Below are 22,911 nucleotides of genomic sequence, written 5' to 3'. Positions count from 1 at the left end.
AAGCGCCTGATGACCTAGCAGACTGCCGTTCCCCTCAGGGGATCAAGGCCGTTATCAAACGGTCCAGCCACGGCTCCGCGTCTGTTTCGGGAGTAACGGTTTCACTGGCATCGAGCTTTAATATAGGCAGCACTTCCTGCAGTCCAAGCTCGGCAAATAGCTCCTGCATTTGCATGCCACCACCACAGTAAGTATCGCCGTAGCTGGCGTCCCCCAAACCGATCACGGCTGCGGGCCTGCCCCGCCAATCCGGAAGCGTATCGCGCAGCGCATAGTAAAGCGGCTGTACGTTGTCCGGCAGCTCTCCCATTCCGGTTGTCGATGTCACGGCAAGAAACGCATCGGCATCGAAAGCCAGCAAATCGTCCAGTCCTCCACGCAAATTGAGCCAGACCTCATGCCCACCTGCCTCCAGAATCTGCTTGGCGTGCCTGGCGACCTCCTCAGCCGTGCCGTAAACAGAGCCACATAAAATGGCGACCTTCATGACACCTCCTTAATCACTGGTATGCCTAACCTTACCATGCTGCCCTTTGGTTCACACACAGCGCTTCTTGCACTGACATGACGCCTACTACTTAGGTCTAGCCAGCGCTCATCGGCATTTAACGCAAATGGAATGAACCTTGTATATGCTTGCACAGCCTGATACTCAGGCGATCGAAGCACTCCAAAACGAGTCGCTTCCTGTTCTCGACCGCAGTGCCTACCCGGCGCTGTGTGATCAGACCGTCCTATCCGGATAGTTGCATGTGGAGAGTTCTATGATGCATCCCGTCACCCTGATGGTGGCTCGCCGTGTCGCCGATGGCTGTTACGATAATTTTCTCGAATGGCTCCGCGAAGGTGAGCGCTTGGCGACCTGCTATGAAGGCTATCTTGGATCGGGCGTCCTCTCCCCACCGCCAGGCGATAATGAAGTCCAGATCGTGTTTCGTTTTTCCAATGAGCAGACATTAAGTGCGTGGGAGTACTCCTCGACGCGTCAGCACTGGCTTGAGCGGGGCAAGGATCTCTTCGAGCAACCGCAGGAGCTGCGTGCACAGGGTCTTGATACCTGGTTTGGCGATGCCCGCCGCACACCCCCTCGCTGGAAGCAAAGCATAGCTGTCTGGCTTGCGTTCTTTCCCGTATCGCTGCTATTCAATGCCTTGTTAGGCGACAGGTTGGCTGGCTTGCCACTGGTACCCAGAATATTGCTCAGCACCCTGATCCTGACCCCTATCATGGTGTGCTTCTTTATCCCCTGGGTAACTCGCCTGCTTTCCGGCTGGCTCAACAGTGATGCCTCGCAGGCTCGCCGGAGAACACTCCGGCCTGCTACGACCCGTCATTCATGATGTCACGATGGTGAAGGGTTTGCGATAATCGAAAGCTGTCTGCAGAGTATCGAATCTCTAGCAGACAGCCCTTTCGTCTGTCGGAGCCCCATGCCATGCATCACACGTTTGCTGCCCCGCTAATTATCACGGGCGCCAATAAACGAGTCGGCCTTGCCTTGACCAAGACATTGAGCAGTCAGGGGTATGAGATCGTAGCCACGTACCGCAACGATCCTGGCGAGCTGGTGACGCTGGAAAATGTTTACCCTGTTCAGGTAGACCTGACCTCCGTTGAAGACAGGCAACGGTTTATCGACTATGTACTCACTTATGCCAAAAGCCTGCGCGGCATCATTCATAATGCATCGCTTTGGCTGGACGACTCGCTTCATCATTTCCAGACCATGTATCAGGTGCATCTCGAAGCGCCGTATCACCTGAACCTGGCTCTGGAGCCGCTCCTGCTTGCCGGTACGCGCGCCGATATCATTCACATTTGTGACGACAGTGCCTCCCGGGGCAGCAAGAATCACATCGCCTATGCAGCGACCAAGGCGGGGTTGAGTAACATGACCCTGTCGTTCGCTGAAAAGCTCGCACCTACTGTCAGAGTGAATACCATTGCTCCCGGCCTCCTCATTTTCAAAGAAGGCAGCAGTGCTGATTATCAGGAGGCTACGCTGAAAAAGGCTCTACTTCCGTATGAGCCTGGAGCAGCGCCGATCATCGAGGCTGTGACCTATCTATTGCAGTCCACCTATACAACAGGCAGTACGGTTACGGCCAATGGTGGCCGCCACCTGCGTCATTCAAAGAATGCCTAATTGTCCCAGGCATTCATTTTTGGAGGAATCGATCCATGACCGAACAAGAGCGCATTGAGCTGGAGGCTGCGGCCTTTCGTACACTAGTAGAACATTTGCGCAAGCGTACCGATGTACAAAACATCGACCTGATGAACCTGTCAGGCTTTTGCCGGAACTGCCTATCGAAATGGTATAAGGCGGCGGCAGATGAAAAGGGCGTGGAACTGAGCATGGACGATGCACGTGAAGCCGTCTATGGAATGCCATATGCCGAGTGGAAATCGCGTTACCAGAAGGAAGCCACACCTGAACAGGCTGCTGCTTTCAAGGAGAGTGCCAAGCCATGACTCCCCTCGAGACCTTTCGCGCTCGGCTTCGTAGTGATGAGCATCTGTTCGCCGATACTTTGGCTTTCATTGCAGAGCACTATGATTACACGCCTCAAGCCTTTGTAAATGGTTCGGTAGAAAACGCAGCTGGCCAAAATGAAGGCTCCTGCAAAACTCTAGGCCTTGCGCTGCTAGAGAGCTTCGAGACACAGGAAGCCCTGTTGGCCTTTGGGGAGCATTACCGTAGCGTTATTGCGACTCCTGAAGGTGCTGATCACGCTAACATCCGCTCGCTGATCACTCATGGTCTGGCAGGCGTCCGCTTCGCCCAGCTGCCATTGGCAGCAAAACAGTCGGTTTGATCTGTCGCTTGCGCCTTGATCCGAAACGATCAAGGCGCAACAGTGTTGCTCATAACTTGTTCGCGTTCAGTGGCTAGGTCCTACTTACCTAATTGAATCAAGCCGTGCCTTCAGCTCATGGGTTAGTAATAATAGGCAGCGACTGCTTTCTAAACCTGTGAATGCCAATGCGCCTATCTCGCTTTTACGTCGACCTTCCCCTTTCACTCGGGCAACAGATCCTCCCTGAAGCACAGGCTCATTATATGGGACGTGTATTACGTCTTACCTCGGGTACAGCCGTACAGCTATTCGATGGGTCTGGCTATGAATACAAGGGAGTGCTAACCGAGATCGGGAAAAAATCGGCGCACGTGGACATACAGGAGCGCTTTTCCGGAATGGAGGAATCAACGCTTCGTGTCCATTTAGGGCAAGGTCTTTCCCGAGGGGAAAGAATGGATTGGGCTATACAAAAAGCGACAGAACTGGGCGCTGCCGAAATCACTCCTGTCATGACGGAGCGCTGCGAGGTGCGCCTGAAAGATGAGCGAGCCGACAAGCGTCTTCTACATTGGAAGCAGGTCGCCATTAGCGCCTGTGAGCAGTGCGGACGTTCAACCCTCCCTATCATCCATGCCCCCGTCACGCTAGCCGAGTGGCTTGGAAAGGTCGAGGCCGATTTGAAGCTTGTACTTCATCCCGTTGCGGAGCCGCTTACCAGCCACACGCCACCCTCTAGTCTCGCCTTTCTGATAGGCCCAGAAGGTGGTCTTACTGATAACGAGGTGGCAGAGTCCCAAAAGGCCGGTTTTGTTTCTGCACGTCTGGGACCGCGTGTACTCAGGACTGAAACAGCGCCGGTTGTGGCGCTGGCTGTAGCACAGCAGCTCTGGGGAGACTTCTAGAAGGTTAGAAAGCCTGGTCTCAACCGGGCTTTCTGATTAGATCACTCCGATTTCAGCCAGCTTTTCTTCCAGCGCAATCAGATCGGGAATCTTCACTACACTACCCTGATGCTTCACAGCTGCCAGCTCCAGAGGATCCAGAGGAACATCAGCCGACTCAAGGTCAGGTGTAACTCTCATGGAACGTGGAATACCTTGCACGAGGATGGCCAGGAAACGCACATGAGCACGCCCTCCCAAGGCATTGATGATCGCGACCCGGGCTGACGTACTGTTACGGTCAAACTGCAACGGCGCTCCCGAGGCGGCTTCGAAGCTGAGCAGCGGGAGCCGAAGGTCTCGCCACGCTACCTGCCCCAAACACCAGTCAGGCTGATCGGCCAGCTTGGCAACCGGTCGATACGGTATCAACTCAGCCACAGCAACGTTAGGCAGCAAAAGCGTGCGGTCCGTAAGAGAAAGCAGCAGTCCTGTCAGGTTTTCAGGTGTGCTTGTGAGTGCTGGTGTTTGGCTCATAGGAACTCCTTTCAATGAGCATGCTGCTTGGCTAGGCGGTTGACCAGCGCTTCGGCCAGCCCCCGCGGATCACTCGTGAACGAAGAGAATCCTGCCTCTCGAAGTGTCTCTGGCATACTGGCGCAACTACAACTGTCGGCGCTTTGAGTCCATATCTCCGCACCTCTTCGGCGCATATAGGCTGCCGAGCTGCTACCATCATTACCCATGCCACTAAAAATGATCATGCCGCAACGCGAACCGAAATGTTGAGCCAGATTGAGCATCATCTGGTCGACCGAAGGCGTATAGGGCTCCGGCCATTTGCGGCTCAGGACATCCAGCTTGGAATCATTACGAAAGCTCAGCTCGTTCTGTGTTGGAACGACTATGACCTCACCACACCTGACCTCAAGTCCCGGCTGCGCAATTTGTACATGCCATTGACTGTGGCGACCTACCGCCATTGGAAGTGTCGCCTCGAAATTGGCATCGATATGCTGCGCATAAAGAAAGCCAATCGGCAGTCCGCCTGGCAAAGCGTCAAGAAAAGCCTTTACTGCATCCGGTCCGCCCAGCGATGCGGCCAACAGCCATACCTCTTTGGCAGACTCCCCCATCTGCAAGGGTGTTGAAGCCAGAGACGCTGGCAAACTCAGTCGCTCCGGACGCTCGGTATCAGCCAGAAGCGCCTGAAGGCTCGGACCAACTGCCTCGGTCGTATCACCCACCAAATGCTTCAGCTTAGTAATAAGGCGGCGCTCCCAGCGCGGGAAAAGATCCGAGCTGAACTCAGGTGCCTGGCCTTCTCCAAAGAGAACGGGCGTAGAGGTATGTTCAAGCAGATCCTCCAGCACGTTGGAGTCTTCCGACTCAGCCAGATCCACCAGCCAAAGATCCGTCTCACAGGCTCGCAAGGCTTCCACATCAAGGCGCGTCGGATCGCTGTTGAATACCACCTGATAGCCGTTGCCAGCCAATACCTGTTGCAACACATACCGTTGCAACGAGGTATCAGCCAGAATGGCAACTCGAACTATTGCTTTCTCAGTCATTTACCTTGACCAACTGTTGGATGTGATTGAGAAGCTCATTTTCCTGGTACGGCTTGCCTAGGTAATGATTTACGCCAATAGTGAAAGCACGATCACGGTGCTTCTCGCCTGTGCGTGACGTAATCATGATGATAGGCAGGTCCTTGAGATGCTCATCGTGACGCACGAGTGAAGCCACCTCGAAGCCATCCATCCGCGGCATCTCGATATCAAGCAACAGGATATCGGGCTTGCGCTCCTGAAGTAGAGCAATCGCATCCACGCCATCCTTAGCGGTAATCACGTCCATCCCGCTCCGTTCAAGCAGACGGCTAGTCACCTTGCGAACCGTAACCGAGTCGTCAACCACCATAACCAGTGTCGGCCGCTCAACTTCGGTCTCCACGGCATAGTCTATCGCAATAGACAGGTCGGCCGGCGCGCCAACGGCACGAGCATAGCGGCTGCGAATCAAGGCCAGCAGGTCAAGAATCACGACTACTCGACCATCCCCTAGAATCGTAGCGCCAGAGATACCATGCACGCCGGTAAACTGTGGGCCTAGGCTCTTTACTACGATCTCTCGCGAACCGGCCAGGCTGTCGATCTGTATAGCCACGGCATGGTCATTCGAGCGCACCAAAATAACCGGCAAGGGAAGCGGCTGGTTGATCAGTTTAGGCCGTTGCCCATTTTCCAGCAGCTCACCCAAGTATTTCAGCTCATACGTCTGGCCTGCATACTCGAAGGAACGAGCACCGGCCTGATAGTAAGCTTCCAGCTCCGTCGCCGACACACGAACGATACCTTCGATTGTGTTCAGCGGAACTGCATACAGGTCCTCGCCAGAGTGCACCATCAGTGCCCGGTTGACCGACACCGTAAAGGGCAAACGGATCGAAAAGGTCGTTCCCTCTCCTGCAACCGAGTGAATACCCATGGTTCCACCCAATTGTTTAACCTCGGAGTGGACCACGTCCATACCAACGCCGCGTCCGGAAATCTGAGTCACCTGTGCAGCGGTGGAGAAGCCCGACTCCAGGATGAACTGCATGACTTCCTGCTCGGAAAGCTCACTGCCCTCATCCATCAGGCCGCGCTCTATGGCTTTGCGACGTACCGCAGACAAATCGATACCACGGCCATCGTCAGAAAGCGTCAGCAGAATATCACCGCCCTCACGACTCAAGGAGAGGTGGATATTGCCCGTTTCGGGCTTGCCTGTTTCCTTACGTGCTTCACTGTTTTCGATACCATGGTCTACCGCGTTACGCAGCATGTGCTCGAGCGGAGCGACAATACGCTCCAGCACATTGCGATCCATTTCGCCTTCGGGGTTGTTTACCTCAAACTCAACCTGCTTTCCCAGCTCACCCGCCACCTGCCGAACAACGCGGCGCAGACGTGGAACCATACGGTCGAAAGGCACCATGCGCGTACGCATTAGGCCCTCCTGAAGTTCCGTGTTGACGCGAGCCTGCTGTAATAGCAGGGTCTCCGCATCACGGTTACGGGATGCCAGTGTGTTTTTCAGATCGAGCAAGTCAGACGCCGACTCGAACAAGGAGCGGGACAGCTGTTGCAGTTGCGAATATCGGTCCATTTCCAATGGATCGAACTCTTCATAGCCCGCACGCTCATGCTCATCCTGGTGACGGCTGAGGATCTGGGCCTGCGTTTCGGTATCTAGGCGACGTAGCTGATCGCGGACCCGCTCAATGGTTGCTTCCATCTCACTGAGCGTGGCACCGATATCACTAACCTGCTGCTCGACACGACCTCGGAAAATGGAAGTCTCACCGGCCAGATTAACCAGGTTTTCGAGCAGATCAGCCGGAACGCGTACCAATTCCTGAGGAGCTCGACGGTTACTGTCTTTGCGCGCCGCTTCCTGCGCCCGTTGTACGAAAGGCAGCACCTGAACTTGATCATTGGACTCTTGCGGTGCGGCGGCCATGACAGGGGCAAGCACCTCCAGAGGTTGCTCGGGCTCGCTCACTGGTTCAGGTTCAATCGCTACAGCCAATGCAGGCATGGGCGCTGCGGTGAAATGTTCACGCAGGTCCGCAATTCGTGCCCCTAGATCAGCCAAGCCGTCATGGGCCTTACCTTTCAACTCAACAATACGGTCCGAGGCAACGGGCCCGTTTAATGGGCTGGCGTCCCCCAGCTCCTGTTCAAGCAAGTGGGCTTGGTCACCCAGTGCGAACTGGCCTGCTAGACGAGCACCACCTTTCAAGGTATGCAGGCAGCGCAGCAGATCATCAACGGCCTCATTCGAGCCTTCGACTTCCTCCCAACGATGGAGCGCCAACTCCATATTGGTGAGCAAGTCCTCAGCCTCCTCGATAAAGATCTCCAGAATTTCGTCTTCATCGGAGTCTTCTACTTGAGCAGGCGGCAATGTAATGCTGACAGGATGCTCCAACTGCTGATCCGTGCTGGTACGGAAAGCATGAATGGCCTCCACCAGACGCTGACCAGACGGTACAGGTTGGCGGTTACGGACACTTTCCAGCATCTCAAGCAACAGATCGTGGCTTTGATGTAGAAGGCTAAACAAGTGCTCACTTGAACGGAGGCGTCCTGCACTCAATCCCTCGTATAGGAACTCAAGCTCATGGGCCAAATCGCTGACGGGTGTGATGTCAGCCATACGGGCACCGCCTTTGAGCGTATGCAGGTCACGTTGCAAGGCTTCCAGCTCAAAGCTGTTATGCGTGTCCATCTGCCAACGTTGCAGAGAACCTGCCGCGCTTTGAAGAATATCGAAACCTTCCTCAAGGAAAATATCGATCAGTTCCTCGTCAGTCTCGTCCAGAGGCTCGGAAGGTTGTACCTCTGACGTTGACGTGTCCTCGGAATACGCAGCGTCTTCATCCTGCTCGACCTGCTGCGTCCGCTGTATACCCTGCCGATAGGCCTGAATCGCATCGATCAGGTCATCAGGCTGACTAAGCGCTTGATGATTCTGCAACTGGTCAAGCTGCTGAGCCAAGCGGTCATGACAACGCTGGAGCAGCGGTTTTAAGTCGTCACTTGGTTGGTAACGACCGTCAACAAGCCCCTCGTATAACGTCTCAAGCTCATGGGCCAAAAGGCTGATGGGCTCGATATCAGCCATCCGCGCCCCGCCCTTGAGGGTATGTAGGTCGCGCTGCAGAATCCAGAGATTGTTATGGTTGGTCGGCTCCTTGAACCAGCGCTCAAGTGCCTGCCCAGCACTATCAAGCAGGTCGACCGCCTCTTCCAGGAAGATGGCCACCATCTCGCTGTCAAGCTCATCGTCAACTGGAATAGCAGGAGCCTGTGCAACGGGCTCGGCCGTACTGATCGCAGAGGACTCGACTACCGGATCGATATGATCAGCCGACACTGCCTTAGTCTCAGTCTCAGTCTCAGTCTCAGTCTCAGTCTCAGTCTCAGTCTCAGTAGCATCCAGTTCAGCAAGAAGCAAATGCAATGCATTGATGCGCTCACCCTGAGGTGTGGCTCTAAGCCCCACGGCCAGTTGGTTAAGCATGCTGACCAAGGCTTCCTGGGAAGCCAGCACCTCTTCGAAGAACGCGTCGCGATGAGGAATATGCGCACTAATGCAAGATTGATAGACCTCGCAAAGAACCGAACTCAACGCCTCCACGTCTGAAAGTCCCGCGTTAGCGGCCCGATCAGAGAAATGAGTAAACTCAGCAGACAGCGCGGCAGCATGATGAGCATCATCACCCGTTGCTTGCCAGGCCTCTAGCAGCCCATCGGCCTTGAGCAGGATATCCATGCTCTCGATAAGAAAATCGGAGAGACGTTGACGGTTGTGATGCGTATTCGACTCTGCCGCATCGATCGAAGCGGTCTGCTCGGATCTTTGCTCCAGCAGATCCTGCAATCGAGCCAATAAGGCATCATTATCGATAAGCTGAATATCGATATGGTCGTCACTCAACTGTCTGAGGCCGTCCTCTATCGAATACGCTGCATCCGCCAGTACCTGCTGCTCTTCAGAGCCAAACGGTGTATGGCTTGCCTTGTATTCCTTAACAACACGCTCCAACAACGAAGCAAGGTCAGCAATCGCTGAAATACCTGCCATATGAGCGCTACCCTTGAGGGTATGCAAGGCACGCAGCAGATTATCAGTAACCTGTTGAGGTACCTCAGGGTCCGCCTGTTCGAGGTATTCCGCAATTATTGCAAGATGAGCCTCCGCCTCATTACGGAAGATATCCAGTAGCAACGGATCAACATTTTCACGCTCAGGCAGCTCTTCAAGCACAGGCTCGCTTGTGACCTGCGCATCCAGCGACTTTTCGTCATCAGCTTCAAGGCTAAGCTCTGGCTCTGGCTCTGGCTCTGGCTCTGGCTCTGGCTCTTCAGCATGGTCTACAGCCGTAACCGGAGCCTCGACGTCAGCATTTTCATCCTGAGAACCGGGCTCAACCTCAGAAGCAGGCTCTACCTGTTCAGAAGACTCAAGCGCGTCTGGAATCGGAAGCCCGCGGGCCAGCGCATGAGCCGCTGCTGCAAGGTAATCGACATCGTTACGCTGACGCTGAGCATTCAACTCGTATTCATCAATCAGCTGCGGCAGTAGCTGTACGACCTCGTTTACTACATGCTGAATATCGGCAGAGGTTTCTACACTGTGGTCGATGACACGGTTGAGAAGATTTTCAACTGCCCATGAGAGCTCGCCAATGATCAAGGCGCGCACCATGCGCCCGCTGCCCTTCAGGGTATGGAAGGCTCGACGGCTCTCAGATAACGCTTCACGATCCGAGGCATTAGTCAGCCAGCGGGGAATATACGTGTTAAGCGTTTCAAGTACTTCTTCTGCCTCTTCGATGAAGACCTCTCTCAAGTCTTCATCGACAGGCTCCTCATCAACAGGAGGAGGAAGAATAGAGGGAGGAACTTCTTTTGCAGGCGGATTGATAGCCTGCACAGGGGAGGCCATGACTTCCCCCAGATCCATACCTGTCTCTTCGCCATGACTAGGGAGAGAGGCGTCAGCTACTGTATCGACGTGTTCAGGTAACGCCTCAGCCTTAGTCGGCTGCGTTGCATCCAGAGACGCAGTGGCTTCCTGCGCGTCATCACTGGTTTCCAAGGCACCGGCAGCTGCGTCGGCAGGCAGTTCTGGCTCTGTCGAGGGCTCGTGAGAAAGCGCCTCCTCCGCCGTCGGCTCAAGTGATGTGGCGTCCTCCTGTAGGCCGTCAACACCAGAAGCGGTGCTGGCTTCAGGAGAGCTGCTTTCGAGCGAATCAACCGCTTCAGCGTGTGCAGGCTCTTCAACCTTTGCATCAGCATCGCTCATCGCGGTGTCAGCGCTTGCGTCCGGCGTCGGCTCTGTAGCTACTTCCTCTACAACCAGAGGCACATCAGTGGAACTGGATACCAGGGGATAACCCAAGGTTTCCATACTCTCCTCCGCTACATCAAGAATCAGCTCCTGCTGTGCATTGGAGTCGTCAGCGAGACGCTCAAGGTAATATTCGACACTGGTAATAGCATCCGCTAACGTGTCCAAGCTCTGCCAGTCTGGAACGACCTGGCGAGCCAGGAGCTCTTGCTGAATATAGCGATTACATGCCTCAACCAGGCCTGCTGCACGCTCCAGAGGAATCATGCCCAGGCCGCCTCGAACCTGGGTCAGCAACTGGGGAATCGGCAACAAATGCTCATGATTCCACTGAGAGGCTATGAATTCGATAATGGCATCTTTGGTCTGTTCAAGACCGTTACGCGCCTCTCTAATGACAAGCTGATGTACCTGGGCAACGTCTGTCGTGGGAAGATGAGACTCCTCATCATCGCCATGATCCGTCACGCCAATCATGCCCGCCAGTGTTGCCTCGACATAAAGCAACGCACCTGCGATATCCATGAGCGCAGAATCGGTACTGGGCACATCCCCAGCGGCCAGCGCCGAGACCTGATCGATCTGATCTAGAATGACGCGACGCGGCTGGCCAAAGCCCAGGACAGCCAACGTGTCTGCAATTTGCTTCAAGGGAAGCAGCAGTGCGCCCAGCTCGCTAGACTGCTGACGGTCGCTACGTACATACAAATCAAGGCTGTCCTTGATACGCACCAGCTCTTCGCATAGAGCTGTCACCACGGAGCGCATCGCATCGCGATCCGGACCAATGCTTCCATTGTTTCCAGTATCACCCTGCCCTGAAATCTGCAGCGCTTCTTCGAGCTTGTAGAGAGCCTTTATTTCCTTGACCCGGGGCGTATCGCTTGTAGCTTGGCCCAGATAGAAAAGCAGATCGCGTGTCAGATCATAAGAAGCTGGCACATTGAGTGCCGCTGTTCCGTTTGCCAGCAGCCGCTTCAGCTCATTATCGATGCGACGCAGAAACACACGTACACCGCTATCGTTCTCGAAGACGCCAGCGCTGAGCCCTTCAATAAGAGCAGAAGCCATTGGCCACAACTCACCAAGCGGACTGCCTGCGCATAACTGCTCAAGACGCTCGAACACCTTCGTCAGATAATTGAGGTGACTGGCAACACCTTGGTTACGGAACAGGCTGACTTGTGCAACTTGTAAAACCTGACGGAGTTTGCGTACGACTACCGGCCAATCGGTTGCTTGTCTGCGAGCCAGCTCTTCGGGCTCGAGAAGCGGTACAAAGGGCGGAGAAGCTGGCGAGAAGAAGTTAACCTCGGATAAAGGCTTCTCGCCTCTGACTGCACGCAGTTCGTTCAGAAGCGGCAGCACCATCATCGGCAGGTCGCGACGGGCACCGAGAATGCGATCTAGATAGGATGGAAGTTGTAAGATGGCTCGCATCAGAACTTCAAGGGCATCACTCTGGGCTGCTGCCGGATCGTTCTGAAGCACCTCGGCCAGCCGCTCCATTTCTTCGGCAAGCAGCGCCGCGCCATAGAACTCGACCATCTGCAGGGTGCCGTGGACCTGGTGAATGTAGGTCAGGCAGAAGCGAATCCGGGTAGTGTCCTGAGGATTCTCAACGAAAGCTTCAAGTGCATGCTGGGCTTGCTTCAGCGTTTCGGCAATCTCACCCTTCACCCACTCCAGAGCGACATAATCGTGCCGATCTGCCATATTCACTCCATTCATACCGTTAAGCTACCCTGCGGGTAAAAGCCAAAACATGCTCATCAGCGACCGGGATCAGGTCTGGATGACTCCAGCCAGTGACCTCTCCCACGCCAATTACTAAAAGTCCGCCGGGGTTCAGCTTGCTGACAAGCTGATTGAGAATGTCTTTACGAAGCCACCGACGAAAATAAATGAGCAGGTTTTGACAGAAAATGACATCCATGCCAGATATGGGTGTTCTACCAAGCTCGAGCACATTCAATCGCGCGCAACACAGGCGAGCTTTCAAAGCGGAAGCTATGGAAAACGTTCCATCTGCATGATTTGAAAAATAGCGATCAAGCAGCGAACTATCTAAATGCTTAACTTTCTCAGAGGCATATATTCCAAGACGAGCGTTGTTCAAGGCATGTGAACTAATGTCTGTAGCAAAGACACCGTAGCGCTCAGATAAACCCGCCTTGCGGAAGGTCTCTGAGGCCGTTATTGCCATTGAGTAAGCTTCTTCTCCACTGGAGCAACCCACACTCCACAAAGATAAGGTTGCCTCGCTGTCCAATTGGATACGCTGACTCAAATAAGCCTCCAACGTCTCGAAGGAAGGAAGGTGGCGAAAAAACTGAGTGAACTGCGTGGTTAAGTGATTCAGCAGATCAGCCCATTCCCTTGCGCCCGTCACTCCCCGTGTTACATATCGATAGTAGTCTGCGTAATCGTTGATACCCAGCGCTCGCATGCGGCTCGTCAAATGGGTCTGAAAAAATGGACGCCTCGCGATGTCGATAACAATCCCGACACGACTTTCAAGCAAATGCTGCCAAGCGATGAATTCGCTTGGCAGCATTTCCATCGAGGGCTGGAAACTCCAGCCCTGGGGATGCTCGACATTCGTTGCGATAGCGTCCATACCTCTCGCCGCTCCGTACGAGCTGTGCACTTAGCTAGGAGACTGATCTTCTGGCAGCTTGAAGCCCGAAACCGAACGTCTCATTTCATTCGCCATCTTCGCCAGGTCTCCAATGCTACGAGCGGTAGCGGTAGTACCGGCAGAGGTTTGCGAAGTAATTTCCTGAATGACGTTCATGGTGTTCGAGATGTGACCTGCAGACGACGCCTGCTGACGCGCAGCATTGGAAATGTTCTGGATCAGACCTGCCAACGCTCTGGAAACCTTTTCAATTTCCTCGAGCGCCACACCCGCGTCCTGGGCCAGAGAGGCACCGCGAACTACTTCGGAGGTCGTTTGTTCCATGGAAATAACAGCTTCGTTGGTATCGGTCTGAATCGCTTTTACAAGGGCTTCGATCTGTTTGGTTGCGCCAGAGGAGCGCTCAGCAAGACGTTGAACTTCATCGGCTACCACGGCGAAGCCGCGACCCGCATCACCAGCCATCGAAGCCTGGATGGCCGCATTAAGAGCCAGAATGTTTGTCTGGTCGGCAATGTCGTTAATCAAGCTAACGATGTCACCGATCTCTTGAGAGGACTCACCCAGTCGCTTGATCCGCTTGGAGGTGTCCTGAATCTGTTCACGGATGTTATCCATGCCCACGATCGTATTATGTACGACCTGGTTGCCCTTGTTTGCAATGGATACAGAGCGCTCTGCTACCGCAGTCGACTCGGAGGCGTTAGCCGATACCTGGTCAATAGAAACTGCCATTTCGTTAACGGCGGCAGAAGCCCCGGCGATTTCCTGCGCCTGATGCTCGGAAGCCTCCGCCAAATGAATAGCGGTTGACTGAGTTTCCTGAGCAGCTGCCGATACCTGAACCGCTGTCTGGTTAATGGTTTTAACCAGGTCACGCAACTGGTCGATCGAGTAGTTGATCGAGTCAGCAATCGCCCCTGTAAAGTCTTCGGTAACGGTTGCCTCTACGGTCAGGTCACCGTCGGCAAGGTCTGCAATTTCGTCAAGCAAGCGAAGAATCGCAGCCTGGTTACGCTGGTTCTTTTCATTGGTTTCAGCCAGACGCTGACGTGCTTCTTTTACAATGATAAGACCGATTGAAATAATCGATACCAATGCGATAAGACCCAGAACGTAGTTACCGAGGACGTTGATACGTCGCTCAGCCGTTACATTGCCATAACCTTGCGCCAGATCTGACGCTTTGGTCAAAAGCTGCTGTGAACTGGCAAAAATCTGGTTGGCTGCTTCACGAACGACAAGCAGTTCAGAAGACGTACCTAGAATTTCGTCCACGTTGCCGGAAACGAATTCAAACAGCTCGTTAACCTCATTCAAACGGCTAACAGCTTCAGGGTCAGTCACTTTTGCGATGTTCATCGAAGCGTTGCCTTCAAGCATCGCGTTCAAGACACGGCCGAACATACTGGCGTCACGACCGAAACTATCGGCGGCCTGAACAGCAGACTGATCGCCAGCCAGCACCTTGTTAACCGAACCGAGAATACGCTCAGCCAGGAGTGACTGACGTTGCGCGACCGCTACTTGTTCAGCGGGTGCCTTACGCTCCAGCAGGATGTTAACGATCTCATCGTACTCTACCTGCAATTGGGGAATCGTCTGGGCAAGCGTAGTCGCAAGCTGATGCAATGATAGTACGGTCTGTTCACTGGCCGTAATGTCATCCGCACTTTTCCGGACACGATCCCATTCAGCCTGTACCGCTTCCATTTGTGGGGCAACAGACAATGAAGAAGGCGGCAAACCTGCTAGCTCATTACCGTTACGCAAGATATCCCAGCGTCTTTCGAACTCGTTACGAGCCGCCTTAAGCTGATTGAATGCCTCGGGCTTACCTGTTGCAGCCTCACTTGCGTTGGTGGAAATACGCTGTGAGAGAACACGCAACTCACCCGCATGCTCAAGATATTGCTTATCGTGGTTGGCTTGCGTACTGAGATACGCGAAGTTTGCGAAAAGCAGAACAATTGAAATGATCAGCGCGACAAAAAGGCCGGCGACCAAAGGACTCGTTTTCCCCGTACTCGTTTTCTTCATTGCTGGCCCCCGCCTGGACCGGTTTATTGCATATTCCTTTGTGATAAAGCCAATTCATTTGGCCCCACAATCCATTGCCCATGCAATTAGATGGCCAGCTTGACTGGCTCTCGTTCAGCATGGATGTGTCCGCCTGCATGTCTTATACAGAGAAGCGTGGCGATACTGATGTTACGTTGTGCGCTAAGCGGCAACGTTTAAAAACTGCTGGTGTTGAACCAGTGCGTGTGGACTGAAAACCAACCACTCCGATTCCCGGGTAAAAACCCCGTGAATGAAAGCCTCTAGCTTTTCTATCGGCGCAGCGGACTTTTCACTGAAGGAAGTGATTGAAAAATGTTGCATACCAAACACTTCATCGACGATCAGTCCAGCATAAATGTCCTGGTGATCAACAACCAGAACACGGCGCTGAGCACGAATAGACGATGACTCGCCGCCCAGAAATCCATTGAGATCCATCAAGGGAAGCAAGCGTCCGCGAACATTGGCTACACCCTTCACCCAGTTTTTAACGCCAGGTAAAAGGGTATAACGAGGCTCATGGAGAATTTCGCTCACCTCCCCCATTGGAGCAACAAACAGACGGCCTCCCATGCGGAACCCGACCCCGCTCCATGAGCGCACCACCTCCTGCTGAGCAGGCAATCCCGCCGCCAGGTCCCGGCATCGCTGATCGATCTGAGCGAAAAGGGTATAAGGAGTATGGCTTCCATTCATATGAAGATCCTGCCTTGAATGACCTTAAGCGCTGAGTACACCAGCCAAGGTTTTCAACAATGTGTCTTCATCAATCGGCTTCGTCAGATAATCACGCGCACCTTGACGCTTGCCCCAGACCTTGTCGGTCTCCTGATCCTTGGTCGTCACGATAACGACAGGGATCTGGCTGGTTTCGCTGTCTTTGGTTAACTGGCGGGTTGCCTGAAAACCGTTCAGACCGGGCATCACGATGTCCATCAGAACGACATCGGGCTTTTCCTGACGAGCTAAGGCAACGCCATCAGCACCGTTTTCAGCCTTGAGAACCTGATGGCCGTGCTTTTCCAGCATGGCGGTCAGCTTGTACATTTCAGTCGGTGAATCATCGACTATCAAAATTCTAGCCATTTTCGAATCCTACTTGGTCAGTACCACGAACCAGACGCCTCAGGACGTATGCTCGACTGGGGTAAAATTAGGCACATGGTTTTTTATTGCGCCAATCAGCTCTTCTTTGCTGAACGGTTTGGTCAGGTATTGATCGGACCCAACGATCCGACCCTTAGCCTTGTCAAAGAGGCCGTCACGCGAAGAAAGCATGATGACCGGCGTCGATTTGAATGCGCTATTGTTCTTGATAAGCGCACAGGTCTGATAACCGTCCAAACGAGGCATCATGATATCAACGAAAATGATGTTGGGATGGTTATCCGCAATTTTTGCGAGCGCATCGAATCCATCGACGGCAGTAATAACTTCGCAGCCTACTTTCTTGAGAAGCGTCTCGGCGGTTCGACGAATCGTTTTCGAATCATCGATTACCATTACCTTCAGACCTTCGGAGTACTGTTCCATGTTTGCTTTACCACCACATAGGCGAGTTATGACGCCTTTATCAATGCATTCCAGCCCTTTTAAGCTATCGACTGGAAATCGAATCTTTTTAGCACAGTCTACAGGGTCTATCTATTAACCACCGGACTACCGGTTTTTCTTGATAACTAAGCGCGCTATCGCCACTCTGAGCATTCATCAGTGTCGGCCGATCAGAGCCGTCAAACCGTTTGCTTTGGAGAATCGATCAATGAGCATACGCATCGGGATAGTTATGGATCCCATTGCCCATATTGCCTACAAAAAAGACAGTTCCCTTGCCATGTTGTGGGCTGCTCAGGCGCGTGGATGGACACTACATTACATGGAGATGCAGGACCTGTACCACCTTGACGGCAAATCTCGTGCGCGCTGCCGTTTATTGAAGGTACATCAAAATTCTGAACACTGGTACGACCTGCATGATGAGCTGGACATTCCTCTTGCAGACTTAGACGTCATTCTGATGCGCAAGGATCCACCCTTCGACAATGAGTATGTCTATGCTACTTATATGTTGGAACAGGCAGAGCGGGAAGGATCATTGATTGTTAACAAGCCCTCCAGCCTTCGCGACTGCAATGAGAAATTTTTTGCCACTTTATTCCCAGAATTGACACCCCCTACACTGGTCAGTCGCCGTGCCGACTTGATTCGGGAATTTGCCCAAACCCATCAGGACGTCATCCTCAAGCCGCTCGATGGAATGGGTGGCTCGTCCATCTTCAGACACCGCGAAGGCGACCCGAACCTGTCGGTCATACTGGAAACGCTGACACAGCACGGAACACAACAGATCATTGCGCAGCGCTACCTACCGGCTATCAAGAGTGGCGACAAGCGTGTACTCATGATCGATGGCGAACCCGTGGAGTACTGCCTTGCCAGAATACCGGCTCAAGGCGAAACCCGAGGCAATCTGGCGGCGGGTGGCCGGGGTGTCGCGCAGCCCTTGTCTGACAGGGACAGGGAGATCGCGGCTAAGGTAGGACCTGAGCTTCGCAAGCGTGGCCTACTATTTGTAGGACTGGATGTAATTGGCGAGCATCTGACGGAAATCAACGTGACCAGCCCTACCTGTATTCGGGAAATTGATAACGCCTACGATACCCGCATCGCTGAGCGGCTGATGGATGTCATCGAAAAGAAGGTGGCGATGAGACCTGGACGATAGACATTTGTCCCAACTCTCTTCAGACTTCCTCAAATAGTCATCAACCGGCACGACAGGATCGTCCTGCCGGTTAGCAGTTTTCTCATAGCGTAATCTCAACTACTCATCATGAATGCCGCTATCCCAAATACGCTGCCTGCCGCCTCTGCCGTTCGCCCTGCAGACCGCCTTGGCTTTACCCTCTTTATAGCGGCACTGGTTCATGTCGTTCTGATTTTGGGTTTGGGCTTTTCCATGCCGGAACCTAGTGAAGTCAGCAAGTCACTTGAGATTACACTCGCCTCATTCAAGAGCGACAAGGCGCCGGAGAAAGCGGATTTTCTGGCCCAGGAAAATCAGCAGGGTAGCGGCACGCTTGATAAGGCACTGGCACCTAGCACTACAGAGGAGGTGCCATTCAAAGACAGCGAGATAAAGCCTGCCGTCAAGCCGACTTCCCCTCGGCAAACCACTGAACCCAAGACCCCTAAGGCCGCCGTCACGACCAAGTCGGCACGCCAGGACAAGGCATCTACCCGGAAAGAAAAACCCGAGCCTGAAGCTGTCGCCCGAGAAACACCTCACTTTGATAATTCTCAGATCTCAAGCGAAATAGCCAGCCTTGAGGCCCAGCTTTCCCAGGAGCGTCAGCAGTATGCCAAGCGGCCAAAGATCTACCGGATCAATGCAGCCTCTACCATGAAGGACAAAGGCGCCTGGTACAAGGAAGACTGGCGCAAGAAGATCGAGCGAGTCGGCAACCTGAACTATCCAGAACAAGCCCGCCGCGAACGACTTTACGGAAGTCTTCGCCTGCTGGTCTCTATCAACCGAGACGGCTCGCTTTACGAGGTTCAAATCCTCGAGTCCTCTGGACAAACCGTGCTTGATCAGGCCGCCCTGCGCATTGTGCGCCTGGCTGCGCCATTTGCACCGTTTAGCGGAGACCTCAGCGATATCGACAGGCTTGAAATCATACGGACATGGCGCTTTGAGCGTGGAGACCGACTCGCCAGCCAATAATGTTGTTGAGTTAGGCTTGAAGCTTCCTACGTGAAGCTAGAAACTAGCAGCATGAACGCTAGCACTCCGCAATACCTCAAAAACCATCTTTTGATCGCCATGCCGCACATGGCGGACTCCAACTTTGCCCAGACGCTCATCTATCTGGTTGAGCACGGCGAGGATGGTGCCATGGGCATTATCATCAACAAGCCCAGCGCATTAAATCTGGAAGATGTTCTGGAACAGCTGCGCCCTGATGAAGCGCCGCCGCTTTCCTCTAGAAGCACTGCCATTTATAACGGCGGACCAGTGCAAGTCGAGCGCGGCTTTGTTCTTCATCCATCCGGTCCGCAATTCCAGGCAACACTGGGGCTGGGTGAGCTGGCACTTTCCACCTCTCAGGACATCTTGTTTTCCATAGCCGATGGCCACGGGCCCGAGCAGCACCTGATTGCCCTGGGCTACGCCGGGTGGGAAGCAGGCCAGCTTGAAGTCGAGCTGGCTGAAAATGCCTGGCTTACCTGCGAGGCCGACCCATCCATTCTGTTCGATGTTCCCAGTGAGCTTCGTTTGAAAGCAGCAGCGGCCCAGCTAGGTATCAACCTATCCTTATTGACCAGCCAATCGGGTCATGCCTGAATGATTTCCTCATTTAAGCTGGTACTGGGATTTGACTACGGCACGCGCCAGATAGGCGTTGCGGTGGGTCAGCCTGTAACAGGCCAAGCTCGAGAGCTATGCATTCTCAAAGCACAAAATGGTGTGCCGGACTGGTCGAAGGTTGAGAGCCTGCTTAAAGAGTGGCAACCCGATGCGCTGGTAGTGGGCCTTCCATTGAATATGGACGGTACATCTAGCGAGATGAGTACACGTGCGGAGAAATTCGCACGACGCCTCAATGGTCGATTCAATCTACCTGTTTACACCCACGATGAGCGCCTGACCACATACGAAGCCAAGGGTGTACGTCTTGCCCAAGGCCAGCGTGATGGTTACCGTGAGCGCCCTGTCGACGCCTTGGCCGCTGCCATGCTCCTTGAAGGCTGGCTTACTGCCCAAGCCGAGACGGTCAAACCCGAGCCTCCGCAGGAGAATGCATGAGCACCCCGAATCCTACCGATCTAATTCCGCAAATGGCGGATCAATTGACTCGCCACCTTGAGCGTAAGGGTATTAGCGAACCCTGCTTGGTGGGAATCCGAACCGGAGGCGTCTGGGTTGCTCAAGCGCTACTGGATGCTCTTCAGAATGAATGGCCTCTAGGCACCCTGGATGTTTCATTCTATCGGGATGACTTTACTCAGAATGGGTTGCATCCACAGGTACAACCCTCTGCCCTCCCCTTTGAAATAGAAGGCAGGCACCTTGTTCTGGTTGACGATGTGCTTATGACCGGGCGCACTATTCGTGCGGCATTGAATGAATTGTTCGATTATGGCCGACCAGCCAGCGTGACCCTTGTCTGCCTGCTGGATCTGGAGGCGCGCGAACTTCCTATTCGCCCGGACATCGTTGGCCAAACGCTCCCCTTAAGTCCGGATGAACGCATCAAGCTGACAGGGCCCACTCCCCTGGCCTTTGAACGAAAAGCCCTTTCTTCTGCTATTTGACACCCAAGGCTTACCGCCATGACCAACGCTACGCGTTCCTTGCAACTGAATGCCAATGGTCAGTTGCGCCATTTTCTTTCCCTGGATGACTTACCTCGCCCTCTGCTGACCGAACTGCTTGATACGGCAGACTCCTTTCTTGAGGTAGGCGCACGCGCAGTCAAGAAAGTACCTTTGTTGCGCGGCAAAACGGTATGCAATGTTTTCTTTGAAAACTCAACCCGGACTCGAACCACTTTCGAGCTGGCGGCCAAGCGGCTTTCTGCCGATGTCATCACACTGAATGTTTCGACTTCCTCGACCAGCAAAGGCGAAACACTGTTCGATACCTTACGAAACCTGGAAGCCATGGCGGCGGACATGTTCGTAGTCAGACATGCCGACTCCGGCGCTGCACATTTTATTGCTGAGCATGTTTGTCCACAGGTAGCAATCATCAATGGCGGTGACGGCCGCCATGCACACCCCACACAAGGCATGCTCGATATGCTCACCATTCGCCGTCACAAAGGTGATTTCGAAAAACTGTCTGTAGCGATTGTTGGCGACATCCTGCACTCCCGCGTGGCGCGCTCGAATATGCTGGCGCTACGGACTCTGGGATGCCAGGACATTCGCGTCGTCGCACCACGCACACTCCTGCCCATCGGCCTTGAAGATAGTTATGGCGTAAAAACGTTTACGGACATGACGGCCGGACTGAAAGATGTGGATGTAGTCATCATGCTGCGTCTTCAACGCGAACGGATGCAGGGTGGGCTACTGCCCAGCGAAGGCGAGTATTACAAGCTGTTCGGACTGACCACACAACGCCTGGCTCAGGCTAAACCAGACGCAATTGTCATGCACCCCGGACCGATCAACCGTGGAGTGGAAATAGAATCGGCCGTCGCTGACGGGAGTCAATCTGTGATTCTCAATCAGGTGACCTACGGCATTGCCGTACGTATGGCTGTTCTATCCATGGCAATGAGCGGGCAAACAGCCCAGCGTCAACTTGAGCAGGAGAATATCTAAGTGACTCTGAGCATTATCAAGGCGCGGGTAATAGATCCCGCCACCCGCCTCGATCAAATAACCGACATTCACGTTTCCCAAGGCAATATCATTGCCTTGGGTGAAGCTCCTGTTGGTTTCAAGGCAGAAGCTGTAATTGATGCCTCTGGACTGATAGCAGCTCCCGGCCTTGTTGATCTGAATGTGTCGCTCCGCGAACCAGGCCATACCCGAAAAGGCACTATAGAAAGCGAAACGCAGGCAGCGGCAGCAGGTGGTACAACCAGCCTGTGTTGTCCGCCTTCTACCAAGCCCGTACTGGATACTACTGCGGTCACCGAACTCATTCTGGATCGTGCGCAAGCGGCAGGTAAAGCGCGTGTCTTTCCTGTTGGTGCCCTGACAAAAGGGTTGGCCGGAGAGCAACTTGCCGAACTCGTTACATTGCACAGTGCAGGCTGTGTAGCCTTTACCAATGGGCTGGCTCCCATGGCAGGCATGCGCACGCTTCGGCGAGCACTGGAGTACGCAGCGACCTTTGATTTGAAGGTTATCTTTACGTCTCAGGATGCTGATCTAGCAGAAGGCGGGCTGGCTCATGAGGGCCCTACCGCTAGCTTCCTAGGTCTTGCTGGCATACCAGAGACAGCTGAAACCGTTGCCCTATCCCAAAACCTTCTTCTGATTGAGCAAAGCGGCGTACGAGCACACTTTAGCCAGCTGACCAGCGCCCGCGGAATCGAGATGATTGCTGAAGCGCAGGCACGGGGGCTCCCTGTCACCGCCGATGTAGCGTTGTATCAACTGTTTCTTACTGATGAACGGCTTGAAGGGTTTTCCAGTTTTTACCATGTGCAGCCGCCTCTTCGCACTGAGCGAGACAGGCAGGCGTTGCGTGAAGCAGTACGAAGCGGCGTAGTACAGGCCATTGCCAGTCATCACCAGCCGCATGAAGAAGATGCGAAGCTTGCGCCTTTCGCAGCCACCGAGCCCGGTATCAGCAGTGCAGAACTGTTGTTACCTCTGACCCTGAAGCTTGTAGAAGAAGGATTACTGGATTTATCGACTGCCCTTCACAGGCTAACAAGTGGCCCTGCCTCTGTATTGGATCTGCCTGCCGGTCAGTTATCAGTAGGTACTCCAGCCGATATCGTCCTCTTCTCGCTCGAAGAGCGTACCACCGTAGGCAAGCCCTGGCTTTCACGCGGGCGCAATACGCCATTCATGGACGTAGAGCTGCCAGGAAGGGTTCGCCATACACTGGTTGCAGGCAAGACAACGTATCAGGCCTGAAACCAGC

Annotated in this window: 21 protein-coding genes; 12 read left to right on the top strand and 9 right to left on the bottom strand. The window is 53.9% G+C overall.

The annotated features are described in order from the left end of the window. Window positions 1-34: 34 nt before the first annotated feature. The gene (locus tag QWJ10_RS04600) at window positions 35-487 is read right to left on the bottom strand and encodes a flavodoxin (protein ID WP_019364363.1); all 453 of its coding nucleotides are present in this window, start codon (window positions 485-487) and stop codon (window positions 35-37) included. A gap of 280 nt (window positions 488-767) precedes the next feature. Between QWJ10_RS04600 and QWJ10_RS04595 the strand changes: the two genes are divergently transcribed. The 5 genes from QWJ10_RS04595 (at window position 768) to QWJ10_RS04575 (ending at window position 3,706) form a co-directional block, all read left to right on the top strand. Continuing rightward, window positions 768-1,340, top strand: coding sequence for an antibiotic biosynthesis monooxygenase (locus QWJ10_RS04595; RefSeq protein WP_197871142.1), 573 nt, complete (start codon window positions 768-770; stop codon window positions 1,338-1,340). A 95-nt stretch (window positions 1,341-1,435) separates the two neighbouring features. Continuing rightward, window positions 1,436-2,146: a dihydromonapterin reductase gene (gene folM / locus QWJ10_RS04590; protein ID WP_197870887.1), complete on the top strand. Its 711-nt coding sequence runs from the start codon at window positions 1,436-1,438 to the stop codon at window positions 2,144-2,146. A gap of 35 nt (window positions 2,147-2,181) precedes the next feature. Then, entirely contained in the window at window positions 2,182-2,475 is a 294-nt protein-coding gene (locus QWJ10_RS04585) for a DUF1244 domain-containing protein (RefSeq protein WP_010795379.1), read from the top strand. Next, complete coding sequence (locus QWJ10_RS04580) at window positions 2,472-2,819, top strand: HopJ type III effector protein (protein WP_122041892.1); 348 nt, start codon at window positions 2,472-2,474, stop codon at window positions 2,817-2,819. Before QWJ10_RS04585 ends, QWJ10_RS04580 begins: the two co-directional genes overlap by 4 nt. A 167-nt stretch (window positions 2,820-2,986) precedes the next feature. After that, window positions 2,987-3,706, top strand: coding sequence for a 16S rRNA (uracil(1498)-N(3))-methyltransferase (locus QWJ10_RS04575; RefSeq protein ID WP_010795381.1), 720 nt, complete (start codon window positions 2,987-2,989; stop codon window positions 3,704-3,706). Window positions 3,707-3,742: 36 nt separating this feature from the next. Here QWJ10_RS04575 and QWJ10_RS04570 read toward each other — a convergent pair whose 3' ends face one another. The 8 genes from QWJ10_RS04570 to pilG form a co-directional block, all read right to left on the bottom strand. Next, window positions 3,743-4,222 (bottom strand): chemotaxis protein CheW, encoded by a 480-nt coding sequence (locus QWJ10_RS04570; protein ID WP_010795382.1) that lies wholly within the window; start codon window positions 4,220-4,222, stop codon window positions 3,743-3,745. A gap of 11 nt (window positions 4,223-4,233) precedes the next feature. Then, the gene (locus tag QWJ10_RS04565) at window positions 4,234-5,256 is read right to left on the bottom strand and encodes a chemotaxis protein CheB (protein ID WP_019364357.1); all 1,023 of its coding nucleotides are present in this window, start codon (window positions 5,254-5,256) and stop codon (window positions 4,234-4,236) included. Beyond that, complete coding sequence (locus QWJ10_RS04560; protein WP_289924585.1) at window positions 5,249-12,307, bottom strand: Hpt domain-containing protein; 7,059 nt, start codon at window positions 12,305-12,307, stop codon at window positions 5,249-5,251. Before QWJ10_RS04560 ends, QWJ10_RS04565 begins: the two co-directional genes overlap by 8 nt. 19 nt (window positions 12,308-12,326) lie before the next feature. Then, window positions 12,327-13,211 carry a CheR family methyltransferase gene (locus QWJ10_RS04555; protein WP_125887761.1) on the bottom strand — a complete coding sequence of 295 codons (885 nt, stop codon included), beginning with the start codon at window positions 13,209-13,211 and terminating at the stop codon, window positions 12,327-12,329. A 30-nt stretch (window positions 13,212-13,241) separates the two neighbouring features. Further along, entirely contained in the window at window positions 13,242-15,272 is a 2,031-nt protein-coding gene (locus QWJ10_RS04550) for a methyl-accepting chemotaxis protein (protein WP_010795386.1), read from the bottom strand. Between the two features lie 183 nt (window positions 15,273-15,455). Further along, window positions 15,456-15,992, bottom strand: a complete 537-nt coding sequence (locus tag QWJ10_RS04545) for a chemotaxis protein CheW (protein WP_019364353.1) — start codon at window positions 15,990-15,992, stop codon at window positions 15,456-15,458. A gap of 24 nt (window positions 15,993-16,016) precedes the next feature. Beyond that, window positions 16,017-16,382 carry a twitching motility response regulator PilH gene (gene pilH, locus QWJ10_RS04540; protein WP_010795388.1) on the bottom strand — a complete coding sequence of 122 codons (366 nt, stop codon included), beginning with the start codon at window positions 16,380-16,382 and terminating at the stop codon, window positions 16,017-16,019. Window positions 16,383-16,421: 39 nt separating this feature from the next. Continuing rightward, window positions 16,422-16,829, bottom strand: a complete 408-nt coding sequence (gene pilG, locus QWJ10_RS04535; RefSeq protein WP_010795389.1) for a twitching motility response regulator PilG — start codon at window positions 16,827-16,829, stop codon at window positions 16,422-16,424. 229 nt (window positions 16,830-17,058) lie between these two features. Here pilG and gshB point away from each other — a divergent pair, with 229 nt between their 5' ends. From gshB to QWJ10_RS04500, 7 genes are all read left to right on the top strand, one after another. Then, window positions 17,059-18,021, top strand: a complete 963-nt coding sequence (gene gshB, locus QWJ10_RS04530; RefSeq protein WP_010795390.1) for a glutathione synthase — start codon at window positions 17,059-17,061, stop codon at window positions 18,019-18,021. A 108-nt stretch (window positions 18,022-18,129) separates the two neighbouring features. Beyond that, window positions 18,130-19,023 (top strand): energy transducer TonB, encoded by an 894-nt coding sequence (locus QWJ10_RS04525; RefSeq protein WP_122041887.1) that lies wholly within the window; start codon window positions 18,130-18,132, stop codon window positions 19,021-19,023. 51 nt (window positions 19,024-19,074) lie between these two features. Further along, window positions 19,075-19,644, top strand: a complete 570-nt coding sequence (locus QWJ10_RS04520; RefSeq protein WP_289924584.1) for a YqgE/AlgH family protein — start codon at window positions 19,075-19,077, stop codon at window positions 19,642-19,644. Then, entirely contained in the window at window positions 19,645-20,106 is a 462-nt protein-coding gene (gene ruvX, locus QWJ10_RS04515; RefSeq protein WP_019364349.1) for a Holliday junction resolvase RuvX, read from the top strand. Further along, entirely contained in the window at window positions 20,103-20,615 is a 513-nt protein-coding gene (pyrR, locus tag QWJ10_RS04510) for a bifunctional pyr operon transcriptional regulator/uracil phosphoribosyltransferase PyrR (protein ID WP_019364348.1), read from the top strand. The genes ruvX and pyrR overlap by 4 nt, the downstream gene beginning before the upstream one ends. A gap of 18 nt (window positions 20,616-20,633) precedes the next feature. Then, on the top strand, window positions 20,634-21,632 hold the full coding sequence (locus QWJ10_RS04505) for an aspartate carbamoyltransferase catalytic subunit (RefSeq protein WP_019364347.1): 999 nt from the start codon (window positions 20,634-20,636) through the stop codon (window positions 21,630-21,632). Then, entirely contained in the window at window positions 21,633-22,904 is a 1,272-nt protein-coding gene (locus QWJ10_RS04500) for a dihydroorotase (protein WP_289924583.1), read from the top strand. It begins immediately after the preceding gene. The last annotated feature ends 7 nt before the right edge of the window (window positions 22,905-22,911 follow it).

It is taken from the genome of Pseudomonas sp. WAC2, assembly GCF_030403525.1.
In the GTDB taxonomy this organism is placed as follows: Bacteria; Pseudomonadota; Gammaproteobacteria; order Pseudomonadales; family Pseudomonadaceae; genus Chryseomonas; species Chryseomonas luteola.
The sequence above is the reverse complement of the archived record's forward strand: the minus strand, read 5'-3'. Positions and strand labels throughout refer to the sequence as shown.

Excerpts from the sequence above, each read along its gene's own strand:
- pilH (WP_010795388.1), bottom strand. The coding sequence starts at position 16,382 with ATGGCTAGAATTTTGATAGTCGATGATTCACCGACTGAAATGTACAAG.
- folM (WP_197870887.1), top strand. The coding sequence starts at position 1,436 with ATGCATCACACGTTTGCTGCCCCGCTAATTATCACGGGCGCCAATAAA.
- QWJ10_RS04555 (WP_125887761.1), bottom strand. The coding sequence starts at position 13,211 with ATGGACGCTATCGCAACGAATGTCGAGCATCCCCAGGGCTGGAGTTTC.
- pilG (WP_010795389.1), bottom strand. The coding sequence starts at position 16,829 with ATGGAACAGTACTCCGAAGGTCTGAAGGTAATGGTAATCGATGATTCG.
- QWJ10_RS04595 (WP_197871142.1), top strand. The coding sequence starts at position 768 with ATGCATCCCGTCACCCTGATGGTGGCTCGCCGTGTCGCCGATGGCTGT.
- QWJ10_RS04580 (WP_122041892.1), top strand. The coding sequence starts at position 2,472 with ATGACTCCCCTCGAGACCTTTCGCGCTCGGCTTCGTAGTGATGAGCAT.
- QWJ10_RS04545 (WP_019364353.1), bottom strand. The coding sequence starts at position 15,992 with ATGAATGGAAGCCATACTCCTTATACCCTTTTCGCTCAGATCGATCAG.
- QWJ10_RS04550 (WP_010795386.1), bottom strand. The coding sequence starts at position 15,272 with ATGAAGAAAACGAGTACGGGGAAAACGAGTCCTTTGGTCGCCGGCCTT.
- ruvX (WP_019364349.1), top strand. The coding sequence starts at position 19,645 with ATGATTTCCTCATTTAAGCTGGTACTGGGATTTGACTACGGCACGCGC.
- QWJ10_RS04575 (WP_010795381.1), top strand. The coding sequence starts at position 2,987 with ATGCGCCTATCTCGCTTTTACGTCGACCTTCCCCTTTCACTCGGGCAA.
- QWJ10_RS04570 (WP_010795382.1), bottom strand. The coding sequence starts at position 4,222 with ATGAGCCAAACACCAGCACTCACAAGCACACCTGAAAACCTGACAGGA.
- QWJ10_RS04520 (WP_289924584.1), top strand. The coding sequence starts at position 19,075 with ATGAACGCTAGCACTCCGCAATACCTCAAAAACCATCTTTTGATCGCC.
- pyrR (WP_019364348.1), top strand. The coding sequence starts at position 20,103 with ATGAGCACCCCGAATCCTACCGATCTAATTCCGCAAATGGCGGATCAA.
- QWJ10_RS04600 (WP_019364363.1), bottom strand. The coding sequence starts at position 487 with ATGAAGGTCGCCATTTTATGTGGCTCTGTTTACGGCACGGCTGAGGAG.
- QWJ10_RS04560 (WP_289924585.1), bottom strand. The coding sequence starts at position 12,307 with ATGGCAGATCGGCACGATTATGTCGCTCTGGAGTGGGTGAAGGGTGAG.
- QWJ10_RS04585 (WP_010795379.1), top strand. The coding sequence starts at position 2,182 with ATGACCGAACAAGAGCGCATTGAGCTGGAGGCTGCGGCCTTTCGTACA.
- gshB (WP_010795390.1), top strand. The coding sequence starts at position 17,059 with ATGAGCATACGCATCGGGATAGTTATGGATCCCATTGCCCATATTGCC.
- QWJ10_RS04525 (WP_122041887.1), top strand. The coding sequence starts at position 18,130 with ATGAATGCCGCTATCCCAAATACGCTGCCTGCCGCCTCTGCCGTTCGC.
- QWJ10_RS04565 (WP_019364357.1), bottom strand. The coding sequence starts at position 5,256 with ATGACTGAGAAAGCAATAGTTCGAGTTGCCATTCTGGCTGATACCTCG.
- QWJ10_RS04505 (WP_019364347.1), top strand. The coding sequence starts at position 20,634 with ATGACCAACGCTACGCGTTCCTTGCAACTGAATGCCAATGGTCAGTTG.